The sequence below is a fragment of the Arthrobacter sp. CAN_A1 genome (genome assembly GCF_015751665.1).
Taxonomy (GTDB): domain Bacteria; phylum Actinomycetota; class Actinomycetes; order Actinomycetales; family Micrococcaceae; genus Arthrobacter_D.
In genome coordinates this window covers 111,541-125,211 of sequence record NZ_JADOUR010000007.1, presented here as the reverse complement: position 1 = coordinate 125,211, position 13,671 = coordinate 111,541, and the positions used below count along the sequence as shown (strand labels likewise).

At 65.4% G+C, this 13,671-nt stretch carries 12 protein-coding genes; 5 read left to right on the top strand and 7 right to left on the bottom strand.

The window, feature by feature from the left end; genetic code table 11:
- The first annotated feature begins 222 nt into the window (after positions 1 to 222).
- Positions 223 to 1,860: a chaperonin GroEL gene (gene groL / locus IWX62_RS10325; protein WP_196841323.1), complete on the top strand. Its 1,638-nt coding sequence runs from the start codon at positions 223 to 225 to the stop codon at positions 1,858 to 1,860.
- A gap of 103 nt (positions 1,861 to 1,963) precedes the next feature.
- On the opposite strand, the gene IWX62_RS10320 is transcribed toward groL, so the two are convergent.
- From IWX62_RS10320 to IWX62_RS10295, 6 genes are all read right to left on the bottom strand, one after another.
- Complete coding sequence (locus IWX62_RS10320) at positions 1,964 to 2,254, bottom strand: WXG100 family type VII secretion target (protein ID WP_196841322.1); 291 nt, start codon at positions 2,252 to 2,254, stop codon at positions 1,964 to 1,966.
- A gap of 95 nt (positions 2,255 to 2,349) precedes the next feature.
- Entirely contained in the window at positions 2,350 to 3,810 is a 1,461-nt protein-coding gene (locus IWX62_RS10315; RefSeq protein WP_333483355.1) for a sensor histidine kinase, read from the bottom strand.
- A 7-nt stretch (positions 3,811 to 3,817) separates the two neighbouring features.
- A complete protein-coding gene (locus IWX62_RS10310) occupies positions 3,818 to 4,528 on the bottom strand; it encodes a response regulator transcription factor (protein ID WP_019483824.1) in 711 nt (236 codons plus the stop codon).
- A 63-nt stretch (positions 4,529 to 4,591) separates the two neighbouring features.
- Positions 4,592 to 6,235: a DNA repair helicase XPB gene (locus IWX62_RS10305; protein ID WP_196841321.1), complete on the bottom strand. Its 1,644-nt coding sequence runs from the start codon at positions 6,233 to 6,235 to the stop codon at positions 4,592 to 4,594.
- The gene (locus IWX62_RS10300; protein ID WP_196841320.1) at positions 6,228 to 8,693 is read right to left on the bottom strand and encodes a helicase-associated domain-containing protein; all 2,466 of its coding nucleotides are present in this window, start codon (positions 8,691 to 8,693) and stop codon (positions 6,228 to 6,230) included. The genes IWX62_RS10305 and IWX62_RS10300 overlap by 8 nt, the downstream gene beginning before the upstream one ends.
- 75 nt (positions 8,694 to 8,768) lie before the next feature.
- On the bottom strand, positions 8,769 to 9,032 hold the full coding sequence (locus tag IWX62_RS10295) for a hypothetical protein (RefSeq protein WP_196841319.1): 264 nt from the start codon (positions 9,030 to 9,032) through the stop codon (positions 8,769 to 8,771).
- Positions 9,033 to 9,219: 187 nt separating this feature from the next.
- Between IWX62_RS10295 and IWX62_RS10290 the strand changes: the two genes are divergently transcribed.
- From IWX62_RS10290 to IWX62_RS10280, 3 genes are read left to right on the top strand one after another with little or no spacing between them, the layout of a single operon-like run.
- Positions 9,220 to 9,603, top strand: a complete 384-nt coding sequence (locus IWX62_RS10290; protein ID WP_196841360.1) for a cold-shock protein — start codon at positions 9,220 to 9,222, stop codon at positions 9,601 to 9,603.
- Positions 9,604 to 9,611: 8 nt separating this feature from the next.
- On the top strand, positions 9,612 to 10,115 hold the full coding sequence (locus IWX62_RS10285) for a DUF3027 domain-containing protein (RefSeq protein ID WP_333483354.1): 504 nt from the start codon (positions 9,612 to 9,614) through the stop codon (positions 10,113 to 10,115).
- Between the two features lie 48 nt (positions 10,116 to 10,163).
- Positions 10,164 to 11,441, top strand: a complete 1,278-nt coding sequence (locus IWX62_RS10280; protein WP_196841318.1) for an MFS transporter — start codon at positions 10,164 to 10,166, stop codon at positions 11,439 to 11,441.
- Positions 11,442 to 11,457: 16 nt separating this feature from the next.
- Here the strand turns inward: IWX62_RS10280 and serC are convergent, their stop codons facing one another.
- Entirely contained in the window at positions 11,458 to 12,582 is a 1,125-nt protein-coding gene (gene serC / locus IWX62_RS10275; RefSeq protein WP_196841317.1) for a phosphoserine transaminase, read from the bottom strand.
- A gap of 248 nt (positions 12,583 to 12,830) precedes the next feature.
- Between serC and IWX62_RS10270 the strand changes: the two genes are divergently transcribed.
- Complete coding sequence (locus IWX62_RS10270) at positions 12,831 to 13,538, top strand: metal-dependent transcriptional regulator (protein ID WP_196841316.1); 708 nt, start codon at positions 12,831 to 12,833, stop codon at positions 13,536 to 13,538.
- The last annotated feature ends 133 nt before the right edge of the window (positions 13,539 to 13,671 follow it).

The following is a 13,671-nucleotide window of genomic DNA, read 5'->3' as shown; positions in this document are numbered from 1 at the left end:
CTTGCACTCAGGCAGCCAGAGTGCTAATTATTGAGTTAGCACTCTAAGCCGCTGACTGCTAATCGTTGGCGGGGTTGGATGTGACACGCACACCACTGTGGTGAGGTGCTCGGCAGGACGTAAAGAGATCGTTCTGCTGATATCCGTCCGTCGCGGGCATCACAGCAGGTGAGCATATGTTTGCTGATAAGCAGTACTGTCCCCGAAAGGACCTAAGCCACTATGGCCAAGATCATTTCTTTTGATGAAGAGGCACGCCGCGGCCTTGAGCGAGGACTCAACATCCTCGCCGACGCCGTCAAGGTAACGCTGGGCCCACGTGGCCGCAACGTCGTCCTTGAGAAGAAGTGGGGCGCCCCCACGATCACCAACGATGGTGTATCCATCGCCAAGGAGATCGAACTGGACGACCCGTTCGAAAAGATCGGCGCAGAGCTGGTTAAGGAAGTTGCCAAGAAGACTGACGACGTCGCTGGCGACGGTACCACCACCGCCACCGTCCTCGCCCAGGCCCTGGTCAAGGAAGGCCTGCGGAACGTTGCCGCTGGCGCGGACCCACTGAGCCTGAAGCGCGGCATCGAGAAGGCTGTAGAAGCGGTCACTCGTGAGCTCCTCGCCTCCGCCAAGGAAATTGAAACCAAGGAAGAGATTGCTGCCACGGCATCCATCTCCGCCGGCGACAACGAAATTGGCGCCCTGATTGCCGAAGCACTCGACAAGGTGGGCAAAGAAGGCGTTATCACCGTCGAGGAGTCCAACACCTTTGGCCTGGAGCTTGAGCTCACCGAAGGTATGCGGTTCGACAAGGGTTACATCTCCGGTTACTTCGTTACTGACGCCGAGCGTCAGGAAACCGTACTGGAAGACCCGTACATCCTGATCGTCAACTCCAAGATCTCCAACGTCAAGGACCTCGTTGCGGTTCTTGAAAAGGTCATGCAGTCCGGCAAGCCGCTGCTGATCATCGCCGAAGACATCGAAGGCGAAGCGTTGGCCACCCTGGTAGTCAACAAGATCCGTGGCACGTTCAAGTCGGTAGCCGTCAAGGCTCCAGGCTTCGGTGACCGCCGCAAGGCCCAGCTGGCCGACATCGCCATCCTCACCGGTGGTCAGGTTATCGCCGAGGAAGTGGGTCTCAAGCTCGAGAACGCCACCCTCGACCTCCTGGGCAGCGCACGCAAGGTAGTTGTCACCAAGGACGAGACCACCATCGTCGAAGGCTCAGGCAACGCCGAGGAGATCGCTGGACGCGTCAGCCAGATCCGCGCCGAGATCGAGAACTCCGATTCTGACTACGACCGCGAGAAGCTGCAGGAACGCCTGGCCAAGCTGGCTGGCGGGGTTGCAGTCATCAAGGCCGGAGCCGCAACCGAGGTTGAGCTCAAAGAGCGCAAGCACCGCATCGAAGATGCAGTCCGCAACGCCAAGGCAGCAGTCGAAGAGGGAATCGTCGCCGGTGGCGGCGTTGCCCTCATCCAGGCTGGCGCCAAGGCCTTCGCATCGCTGCAGCTCGAAGGCGATGAGGCAACCGGCGCGAACATTGTTCGCGTTGCCATCGACGCCCCGCTGAAGCAGATCGCCTTCAACGCCGGCCTCGAGCCAGGCGTGGTTGTCGACAAGGTTCGCGGCCTGCCTGCAGGTCACGGCCTGAACGCTGCCACCGGGGTCTACGAAGACCTGCTTGCTGCCGGAGTCAACGACCCCGTCAAGGTGACCCGCTCTGCACTGCAGAACGCGGCCTCCATTGCTGGTCTGTTCCTCACCACCGAAGCCGTAGTAGCTGACAAGCCTGAAAAGGCTGCGGCCGGCGGCGGCGGCGGAGACGACATGGGCGGCATGGGCGGAATGGGCGGCTTCTAGTCCCCACCCCGAGGTCTACACCTCACCCACGCTGTACCGGAAGGACGGCATCCCTCAGGGGGTGCCGTCCTTCCAGCGTTAACAGGAGGGAAGGCACACCCGCTCAGGAGAGGAACATCCTGGCGTTACTCAGCTCCGCCTCGGCATAGTGCTGGATGGCGACTGTTAACGCGTGGTTGATCTCGGCGAGCGACTCCTCGACCCGCGCCTGGGTGGCGCGCCACTGCGTCACCACCTCCAGGAAGTTGGCTGCGGCCTGGCCCTTCCACAGCACCTCAATATCCAACAGTCCGGCCTGCATGGTGTTCACCTCGGCTTGCAGGCGGCTGATGGTGCCCTGCACCTCGTTGCTCTTGGCCGCCAAAGCATCGGTATCGACCTGAAAGTTTGTCATTGTGGAGCTCCTCATCTGCTGACACCCTCGACCCTAGGCCGGTGATGAACCGCAGTGGGGGGCCGGGCCCTCACCTGTTGACAAGGCTCCTCAACTCAGGGCTCTGTGGAGGAGGAGTCCTCGGGTTCGGCGGCGGTGTACGGCAACCGGATCGACAGGGTGGCACCGCCCCCGGGCGTCTCCTCGAGCCGGACCGAACCATCGTGCTGGGCCACCAGGGCGGCGACAATCGCGAGCCCCAGACCGGTACCACCGGTTTCCCGGTATCGGGAGGAGTCTGCCCGGTAGAACCGCTCGAAAACCCGGGCGGCGTCCTCCTCGGAGATACCCGGACCGTGGTCCCTGACCTCGATCACCGAGTCCATCCGGTCGTGGATGACCGGCTCAACACCGATCGCAATCTCAATGGGGGAGCCGTCGGGAGTGTAGCGCAGCGCATTGGTCATCAGATTCGCCACCACTTGCCGCAGCCGCGCCTCGTCGCCAACGGTGGGCGCGGACCGGGCCTGCCCGCCGTCGAGGCCAATCACCGTGATCTCCCGGTCAGGGGCGATCGCCCGGGCGTCAAGGGCGGCGTCGTTACCCAGGATGACCAGGTCCAGGGGCTCCGATTCCAGCGGGCGCTGCTCATCGATCCGGGCAAGGGTGAGCAGATCCTCCACCAGCTCGCCCATCCGCTTGGCTTCGCTCTCGATCCGGCCCATCGCCGACCGCACATCGTCGTCGTTCTGCAGGGCGCCGTGCCGGTACAGCTCCGAGAACCCCCTGATGGTCACCAGGGGAGTGCGTAACTCGTGGGAGGCATCGGCCACGAAGCGGCGCATCTTACGTTCGGATTCGGTGCGGGCGGAGAAGGCCGTCTCAATGTGGGCGAGCATGGCGTTGAGGGAGCGGGAGAGGCGCCCCACCTCGGTGGCGGGTCGCTCCACCTCGACCCGTCGGGACAGATCGCCAGCAGCGATCGCCGCGGCCGTCCGTTCCACCCGCCCGAGCGGCCTGAACTGCCGGGTCACTGCAACGAAGGCGATGCCGCTGGCCACAATGGTGGCGCCGAGACCGACAAAGGAGATGATCTGCCCGGCCTCCTCAAGCGACTTGTTGATCGTCGACAGATCCGAGGCTATGGCGACGCTTCCCTGGCCGTTGGTTAGTTCGATGAGGACCACTCGCCAGCCGGGGCTTCCCGCGGCGCTGCCGGGGACGGAGAAGCCCACGTGTTGCCGCTCGATCACAGCGTTAACGTCCACCTCAGGGATGACCGGGTAGTCGGCCGATTCCTCAGGCAGGGTCGACCGGACTTTCTGGCCTTCCTGATTCCTCAGTTCGCCGTAGAACCTGAGCAGGCTCCCATCGGCGGCGCCGTCCGGGAAAATATTCTGCGCCACGTCGTAGGCGTTGGCGCGAATGTCCCGGTCCATCTGGTCGATGAGGCTGTTGCGCAGCAGCGACACTGTGACGATTCCGGTGATCGCAACAGTGACCACCATGAGCAAGGTCATGGTGGCCACCAGTTGGGTGCGAAGCGACGCGGCTTTCCACCGATCGATCAGGTCCACCCCTGACCTACCGCTTGTCGGAGGTGCGCAGCAGGTAGCCGACGCCTCTCTTGGTCTGGATCAAGGCAACGGCGTCGGGATTCTTGTCGATCTTGCGCCGCAGGTAGGAGATGTAGGACTCGACAATTGAGGCGTCGCCGTTGAAGTCGTATTCCCAGACATGGTCAAGGATCTGCGCCTTGGAAAGGACACGGTTGGGGTTCATCATGAGGTACCGCAGCAGTTTGAACTCGGTGGGGGACAGGTCGATGACCTCCCCGGCGCGGCGTACCTCGTGGGCGTCGTCGTCGAGCTCAAGATCGTCGACGCGGATCACGGCGTCGTCGTCGTCCATGGGCTGGGTGCGGCGGAGGACTGCGCGGATCCTGGCCACCACCTCGTCAAGGCTGAACGGTTTGGTGACGTAATCGTCGCCGCCCACCGTCAGCCCGGTGACCTTGTCATCGGTGTCATCGCGGGCAGTCAGGAAGACCACGGGAAAGTGCCGACCGGCGGCGCGCAGCCGGCGGGTGACAGTGAAACCGTCCATGTCCGGCAGCATGACGTCAAGGACGGCCAGATCAGGGTTGTGGGTCTCGGCAGCAGCTAGTGCCTCGCGGCCATTGGCGGCAGCGACGACGTCGAAACCGGCGAACCTGAGGGAGGTGGAGAGGAGCTCACGAATGTTCGGCTCATCGTCCACTACGAGAAGTTTTGCTTCGGGTCCAGTCTTTTTCACAGTTCCCAGTATCCTCCCAGACACTGGGAGTTCGCTGAATAGTTCGTGACAGCTCCCCGCATGTCAGCCTTGAGGAATGTCAGCGGCGTCCATGATCCGGTAGGCATACCCCTGCTCCGCGAGGAACCGCTGGCGTTTGGCGGCGAAATCCTGATCGATCGTGTCCCGGGCCACCACCGTATAGAACCGCGCGGCCCTGCCATCGGCCTTGGGGCGCAGCAACCGCCCCAGCCGCTGGGCCTCCTCCTGGCGGGATCCGAAGGAACCGGACACCTGGATCGCCACCGACGCCTCCGGCAGGTCGATGGAGAAGTTGGCGACCTTCGAGACGACCAGGGTGTGGATCTCCCCGTTGCGGAACTCGCCGAACAGGCGCTGACGTTCCTTCACCGACGTGTCGCCCTTGATGACCGGGGCGTTCAGGCGTTCGCCGAGCTCGTCCAGCTGGTCGATGTACTGGCCGATCACCAGCAGCTGCTCTCCCTGATGCGACGCGACCAGCTTCTCGACCACGCCGGATTTGGTCTCCGAGGTGGCGCAGAGTCGGTACTTGTCGCCGTCCTCGGCCATGGCGTAGGCAACCCGCTCGTCGCGGGGCAGGTCCACCCGCACCTCGACGCAGTCGGCCGGCGCTATGTAGCCCTGCGCCTCAATGTCCTTCCAGGGTGCGTCATAGCGTTTGGGGCCGATGAGCGAGAACACCTCGCCCTCCCGGCCGTCCTCCCTGACCAGGGTGGCGGTCAGACCGAGCCGCCGTCGTGCCTGCAGGTCGGCGGTCATCCGGAAGATGGGGGCGGGCAGCAGATGGACCTCGTCATAGACGATCAGTCCCCAGTCGTTGGCGTCAAGAAGTTCAAGGTGGGGGTAGAGCCCGCCGCGCCGCAGCGTCAGCACCTGGTAGGTGGCGATCGTGACCGGCCGGATCTCCTTGACCGCACCCGAGTATTCGCCGATCTCATCCTCGGTCAGGGTGGTCCGCTTCAGCAGCTCGTCTTTCCACTGGCGGGCGGAGACGGTGTTGGTGACCAGGATCAGGGTGGTGGTCTGCGAGGTGGCCATCGCCGCGGCACCCACCAGGGTCTTGCCCGCACCGCAGGGGAGGACGACGACGCCGGACCCGCCCGCCCAGAAGTTTTCCGTCGCCAGTTTCTGGTAGGGCCGCAGCGTCCAGCCGTCCTCGAGCAGGGCGATCGGGTGCGGCTTGCCGTCCACATAGCCGGCGAAGTCTTCGGCCGGCCAGCCCAGCTTCAGGAGCAACTGCTTGAGCTGCCCCCGCTGGGAGGAGTGCACGACGACGGTTTCCCCGTCGATCCGGGGACCCAACAGCGGCTGGATCTTCTTGGCGTGCAGCACTTCCTCCAGCACCGGGTAATCGTTGGTGCGCAGGACCAGCCCATGCTGGTCGTCCTTCTCCAGGCGCAGCCGCCCGTACCGTGACATGGTCTCCTCAATGTCGACCAGCAGGGCGTGCGGTACGGGGAAGCGCGAGTACTTGAGCAGGGTGTCGAGGACGTGCTCGGCGTCGAGCCCTGCCGCGCGGGCGTTCCACAACCCCAGCGGGGTCAGACGGTAGCTGTGAACGTGTTCGGGGGCACGCTCCAGTTCCGCGAACGCAGCGATGGCGTGACGTGCCTCGGTGGACTGTTCGTGATCGACCTCAAGGAGGATGGTTTTGTCGCTCTGGACAATCAGCGGGCCGTCAGGCATCAGGTGCTGCCCCTTCATCGATTGAAACGAGTTCTACGTCCATGATCCGGTGGATCGAGACGACCTTCTCTACTTCGTTGGCGGGGTCGATGACTCGGACCCGGCCGCCGGATACTGATAGTGGAACAAGGATCTGGCGGGTGGAATTCCCCTGGCTGTCAGCGAACCCGAGCCGCACCGGGCTGCGTAACCGGATCGCTTTCCGCAGCGTTTCCAGGCCCAGCAGGGTGTCACTCTCGGTGGTGGACATGCCGCCCGCCGCCGCGACGCCGGCGCCGCGTAGCACCGCCACCTGGTTGGCGATGTCCTCGGCCGACAGCGTCCACGGGTTGAGTATCACCCGTGACGACGCCGCCGTCACGCTTCCCGCGCCGCCCGCAGAACCTGATCGCCCAGCAGCGGACGGCACCGAGGAGCCCTCCAGCGCCGGCGCGTACCCCAGGTCACGGAGCACCGCAGCGAGTTCGAGCCCGGAGGCCTGGGAAATCACCACAGTCGGAGCCAGCTGCACCAAACCCAGGGCAGCGGCCCGGGGATCGGTCAGCAGGGCCGACAGTGCGGCGTCGTCGTCGCTGCGGACGTAGCTGTTGGCCCGCCCGACACGAAGCCGCCCGTATCGCGACGCCGTGTCCTCGACCAGATACGTCAAGGGTTGCGGGACGTCGGTGGCCGAGTGGCGCGCCAGGAACGCCAGAATCGACGGCGCATCCTGGCCGGCGTCGAATGCGCGGCGCAGCGACTCCGCAGAAAACCGGAAGATGCTGGCCGGGCCCTGCCCTTCGGGGGTGGAGAGGAGCGCCAGCTCGGTGGCCACCTCGGGCTCAAGGTAGCCAGGCGCGACGGCGGTCAGATCGGCCTGCAGCATGAAGTGGCGCAGCGGAGCGGGCAGGGAGCCGCGGAGGACAGCGGCGGCGTCGTCATGCTCGCCGGCGGCAATCAGGGAGCCGAGTTCGGTCAGGGCACCGGAGCCGACCAGACCGAGCCGTGAGGCTTCGGCCAGCATGCCGGGGACCAGCCGGGCAAAGCGCCGTTGCAGCCGGGGTTGGCTCCAGGTGAGCCATTCGATGACATCGCGGACCGGAAGTACAGGGGAAAGGGTGCCTTCAGTGGGCTGCCCGGCGGGGTCGGTGCTGAGCGCCGCCAGGGCAGCCAGCATCCGGGACCTGATGTGCGGCGCGTCGGGGCGGCCCGCCTCGGCGGCCAGCGCGTTGACGGCGGTGCCGGCCGTCACCTGGGTTCCCACCAGGGACGGGGCCCGTTGCGCGTCGAGCCAGGAGGTCACCAGCCGGTGCCACTGCGCCACCCGGTCCTGGGTCAGCCAGAGGGTTCCCGGTTCGACCCGCCAACGGGAGGTATCGACGTCGAGCACCAGTAATCCAGCCAGGGAGCCGAGCTCCACCAGCCAGGCCGCCTCATCGGTCTCGACCCGCAGCGACTCGGCGAGCCGCCGGATCTCCCTGACCCCGACGCCGCCGGAACGCAGGGTGGTGATGGGGGAGGCCTCAACCGCCGCCACCAGGTCGGTGACCAGCCGCAGGGTTTCCGCCACCGCGCTATGGGCAGCGTTGTCCCGCAGGCTGTTCCGGATGGTGCGAAGCTCCGGGGCAGGGGGGTCGCACCGCAGCTGTTCGATGATGAAATGGCCGCGGGCTGCCCGCCCCACGGCCCGGGGCAGCTCAACATGGCTGGCATCAAGGCGGACCAAAAGGCCATGCCGGAGCAGCCACTGGATGGGAGAGGAATCGTCCTCCGCGCCCGCCGGAGACGAACCGACGGCCGAGACGCTGAACTTGCCCAGCAGATCGTTGGTCCTCGCCGGCGCCAACGCCAGCAAGGCCTCCCAGCCAGCGGGGGAGGACACCGCCTGGTGCAGGGACAGCGCTGCGGCGTCCGCGGAACCGGCCGGCTCGATCTCGCGGCCCTCGATCGTCAGGCCGAGGCCACGCAGCCGGTCAACGGCGGCAGGAAGCTGCTTGGCGTAGCCGGGCAGCAGCCGTGCCAGCACCGAGAGTTCCCTGCCCAGGCCGGCCGGGTAGGGTCCCAGCGCTTCGGTCAGGGACGCCACCGGAAGATAAAAACGCCGGTTCCGGTCGGCCGCCGAAACATCAGCGGGCGCTGGGACCCGCCGGAGCAGTGCCAGCGCGTGCAGGTGTGCAAGCAGCACGTCGAGGGTCTTGACCGTTGCACCCTTGATGTCCGACCGCAGCCAGGCGGCAGTAGTGCTCCGCCCGGTGTCGGCATGAGTGGAAAGCTGGACTGCGGACAGCACGTCCAGCTCGGATTCGGTGAGGTTTTCCAGGGCCCGTTGCACGCTGACCCGGGTGGAGGCACGGGCGGCGAGGGCGGCGAAATCCGGAACTGGCGGGAGGATGAGATCCGGGCGCGCAGCAAGAAGGTCACGGAGCCGGGCGTCGCTGCGTGCAGCCAAATCGGTGGCCAGATCGCGGATAGCGGACATTATGACAACGTTACCCCGTCCTCCTGCCCGGGCAGCCCGGCCATGACGCCCGAGGGTACCCCCGGTGGCGGCGGGTCAGGCCCGTTTGCGGGCCCGGACTCCTGAGATCACCATCAGGATCATGAGTACGAAGGCCGCGGGGAGGCACACGTAGGCTCCGGCAACGAAGCCGGGCCACACGGTGCCCTGCAGGAAAGCGGTGATCAGCACTGCGGCCAGGCACAGGAGCCCGACGCCGGCCAGTGCCACAGCGGTCATCATCAGCACCAGCCGCGGGAGATTCCGTCCCGGGGTGCGGGAACCAGGGTCTGGGAGGGGGTGTGGGGAGGTATTCGCCATAACGCTAACAGCGTACACAGTGCACCCCCTTCACCGAGCACACTCCGGCAGGGGATATTCTTAGGAGTTAGAGACTTCTCCGATGAGACGCTGGCCCGCCGCACGAACCATGGGCACCGGATCCTTTCCCAAGGATCGGCACGGGTACCAGGCGTCCGTTGCAGCACCGACAGAACGAGGTAACGACGTGCCTATTGGCAAGGTCAAGTGGTTTGACGCTGAAAAGGGCTTTGGTTTCCTGGCTACCGACGACGGCCAGGAAGTCTTTCTTCATGCCTCGGCACTACCCGCCGGCGTGACCGAGGTGAAGGTTGGCACCAAACTCGAGTTCGGCGTCGCCGACGGGCGCAAAGGACAGCAGGCGCTCTCCGCCCGCATCCTTGAGGCCCCGCCGTCAGTAGCCAAGTCGACCCGCAAGAGCGCCGACGACATGGCGGTCATTACCGAAGACCTGATCAGGTTGCTCGACGACGTCTCCAACGGCCTGCGTCGTGGCAGGTACCCCGACAAGTCGCATGCCGGCAAGGTGGCAGCCGTTCTCCGTGCGGTTGCCGATGACCTGGACGCGTAGGCCACACCGTGGACTCAGACCTGGAAATTATCGCTCACCCTCCTGAACCGGCATCCGCCGACGCTGCGCTGACCGGCGAGCCAGCGGATGATGCCGCCCCGGACTCCGGGGCCAGCGGAAAAACCTCTGCCGTTCCGGTGAAGCGCCGCGCGCCGCGGAAGCCCTCCAAGCCCGACGCCGTGTTGGCCGACGCCGTGGAGTTTGCACGGAACGGGATCAGCGAGGTGGCAGAGCCGGGACAGCTCGGAGCCCATGTGGGGGCCTATCCTGACGCCGAACGGGTGGTCACCCACCGGTTCGAAGCCCATCTGCCCGGCTACGGGGGCTGGCATTGGTTTGCCACCCTGGCCCGGGTGCCCCGCGGTAAGGAACCCACCATCTCTGAGGTGGGCCTGCTGCCGTCGGAAACCTCGCTGCTGTCACCACCCTGGGTTCCCTGGGCGGAACGGGTCCGTCCCGAGGATTCCGCCAAGGACGAATCGATATCCCCCGACGCTGCCGGAGGCGAATAACCAGTTGACTCACGGTAGGCGTGGAGCGCGACGAGCGGCATTCACTTAATGGGAATGTTCCGCTCGCTCCATATCCATAACTACCGGGTCTGGTTCTTCGGAGCTCTGGTCTCCAACATTGGCACCTGGATGCAGCGCACCGCCCAGGACTGGCTGGTGTATGACATCCTGACCGATCAGGATGCAGCGGCCATGGGCATTGTGATGGCGCTGCAGCTCGGGCCGCAGCTGCTCGTTGCCCCGTGGGCCGGTCTCATCGCCGATTCGGTGGACCGGCGCAAGCTGCTCATTATCACCCAACTGTCCATGGCGGCGCTTGGCGTCGGGCTGGGCCTGCTGGTGGTCCTCGGGGTCGCTGAACTGTGGCACGTCTACGCGTTCGCGCTCGCCCTCGGGTTTGTTTCGGCGGTTGACGCTCCAGCCCGCCAGACTTTCGTATCCGAACTGGTCCGCGATGACTACCTGCCCAACGCCGTCGCACTGAACAGCGCCTCCTTTAATGGGGCACGGATGGTTGGCCCCGCGGTGGCGGGACTGCTGACCGTCGCGGTTGGCCCGGGCTGGGTCTTCATGATCAACGCCCTGACCTTCGGCGCCATGATCTTTGTCCTGGTGACCATCAGACGGTCGGAGCTGCGGGTCCTGGAAAAGTCGCCGCCGGGCAAAGGCCGGATCCGTGAGGGCTTCAGATACGTCCGCAACCGGCCGGACCTGATGATGGTGATGCTTGCCATCTTCATCGTGGGTACGTTCGGGCTCAACTTCGCGGTCTACATCGCGGCCATGGCCCGCACCGAATTCAACAGTGGCGCCGGCGTGTTTGGGGTTCTGTCCTCGGTGATGGCCGTGGGGTCAGTGGCCGGGGCGCTGCTCTCCGCCCGGCGCAGCAAGCCCAGGCTGCGGTTCATCTACGGAGCGGCGGCGGCATTCGGCGTCGCCTGTGCCGCGGCGGCACTGGCACCCACCGTCTGGCTGTTTGGTCTCGCCCTGGTTCCCGTGGGCCTGTTCGCGCTCACCCTGATGACCAGCGCCAACGCCTACGTCCAGACCACCACCGAGCAGGTGATGCGTGGTCGGGTGATGGCCCTGTACTTCGCCATCTTCCTCGGTGGCACTCCGCTGGGTGCGCCGATCGTCGGTCTGGTGTCCAACACCTTCGGCCCGCGGTGGAGCCTCGCCGTCGCTGCCGCGGCGGGACTCATCGCGGCGCTGGCCGGGATGATCTGGGCCTGGCGGGCCCACCACCTCCGTCTTCGCTACGACCGGGCACCCCGACGCCGGCTGCGCATTGAAACCGACTTCGGGGACCCCGCCACCGATCCGTGACGCTCACCGGGTGTGGTCAGCCGCCGATGACGTGATCGATGCACGCCAGCAGGGCCGACACGTCGTCAGGTTCGATCGAGACGAACGTGGCGATGCGCAACTGGTTGCGGCCCAGCTTCCGGTACGGCTCGACGTCGACAATCCCGTTGGCGCGCAGCACCTTCGCCAGCAGCGCCGCATCAACAGAATCGTCGAAGTCGATCGTCGTGATGACATTCGAGCGGTCCTCGGCACGGGTCACGAAGGGGGTTGCGACGCCGGACGCCTCGGCCCACCGGTATACCCGGCCCGCTGACTCGGCGGTCCGGGCGGCGGCGAACCGCAGACCGCCGCTGGTGTTCAGCCATTCGATCTGGGCGTTCAGCGTGACCAGGGTGGCCAGCGACGGTGTGTTGTAGGTCTGGTTCAGGAGGGAATTGTCGATGGCCGTCTTGAGGCTCAGGAAGTCGGGGATCCACCGGTCGCTGGCAGCGATGCGTTCAGCGCGTTCCAGTGCTGCGGGGGAGAACATGCCCAGCCACAGGCCGCCGTCGGACGCGAAGTTCTTCTGCGGGGCGAAGTAGTAGACGTCGGAAGCGCTGACATCAACGTCCAGCCCGCCGGCGGCCGAGGTCGCGTCAATGAGGACCAACGCATCCGGTGCGGCGCCATCCACCCGGTGAACCGGGGCGGCAACACCGGTGGACGTCTCGTTCTGCGGCCAGGCGTAGACGTCGACTCCCGCCTCAGCCTGAGGGGTGGGCCGGGTCCCCGGCACCGAGGTGATCACCGACGAAGCGTCGAGGAACGGGGCCCGGTTGGTGGCCGACGCGAACTTGGACCCAAATTCCCCGAAGGACAGGTGCTGGGCCTTGTTCTCCACCAGACCAAAGGACGCCACATCCCAGAAAGCGGTTGACCCGCCGACTCCCAGAATCACTTCGTAGCCGTCCGGTGCGCTGAACAGTTGGGTCAGGCCGTCCCGGATCGACCCGACAAGATTGCGCACCGGCGCCTGCCGGTGGGAGGTGCCCAGCAGGGTGCGCCCGGCCTGGGCGAGTGCTTCCAGTTGACCGTCACGGACCTTCGAGGGGCCGGCACCGAAACGCCCGTCGGCGGGGAGGAGCCCAGCGGGGATTGTGTGGTCCGGGGAAATACTCATGGTTCCTCCAAAGGGGTAAGCGTGCAACTCGCGACGGGTTTCATTCTGCCGCACTGGCGGTCTCCGGCGACATTTGTGAACCGCATCGGGAGGCGTGGACGGCGGCGGCTGATTGCCTTGGCCGGCAGGAAATGGGTTAACCTTGGGAGGCGTAGAACTCCCGTTCGGCGCTGGCGTTACGTGCCGCGTTCCCACCGCGCAAGCTGCCCGCTGATCCAACCCGCACCAGTGCCTAGGAGCTGAACCGCATGACGGACCTCATCGATACCACTGAGATGTACCTGCGGACCATCCTGGAACTGGAGGAGGAAAACATTGTTGCCCTCCGCGCCCGGATCGCCGAACGGCTCCGTCACTCAGGCCCTACCGTGTCGCAGACCATCGGCCGGATGGAACGCGACGGGCTGGTGGTGGTCTCGGGCGACCGCCACCTGGAATTTACTGACCTCGGCCGCCGTCGTGCCATCGGTGTCATGCGTAAACACCGTCTCGCTGAACGTTTGCTTTCCGACGTGATCGGCCTCGACTGGGCGTACGTCCATGAGGAGGCTTGCCGCTGGGAGCATGTGATGAGTGAACGGGTTGAACAGCGCCTCTACGAGCTGCTCGGAAAACCCACCGAATCTCCCTACGGCAACCCCATCCCCGGGCTTGAGGCGCTGGGCGGACCGCCGACCGAAAACTTCACCGCCGGTGTGTTGAGCCTCCTGTCAGTGATCGGGACCAACCCGCCCGGATCGGTCATCACCCTGGTCCGGTTGGCCGAACCTATTCAGGTGGATCCTGAGTTGCTGTCACAGCTTGATGAGGGCGGATTGCGACCGGGAACGGTCATCAGCGTGCAGACGGTCGGCGATTACGTGTCGGTCCGGGTCGAGGGGATCGAAGGCGCTCTTGAACTGCCGCCTGAGGTTGCTGCACACGTGTTTGTTTCGGTCAGCCCGACGGTAGTTTAGGGCAGAACAGCGCACTGTTGCCGCAAGTTATCCACAGGAAAAGATAACGAACGTATCTCTTTTGCTTCTGGTCCCGGATAATGGAAAACTGGCGTTGATACATCAGCGTTACCTGATCCGCACGCCTAACCCT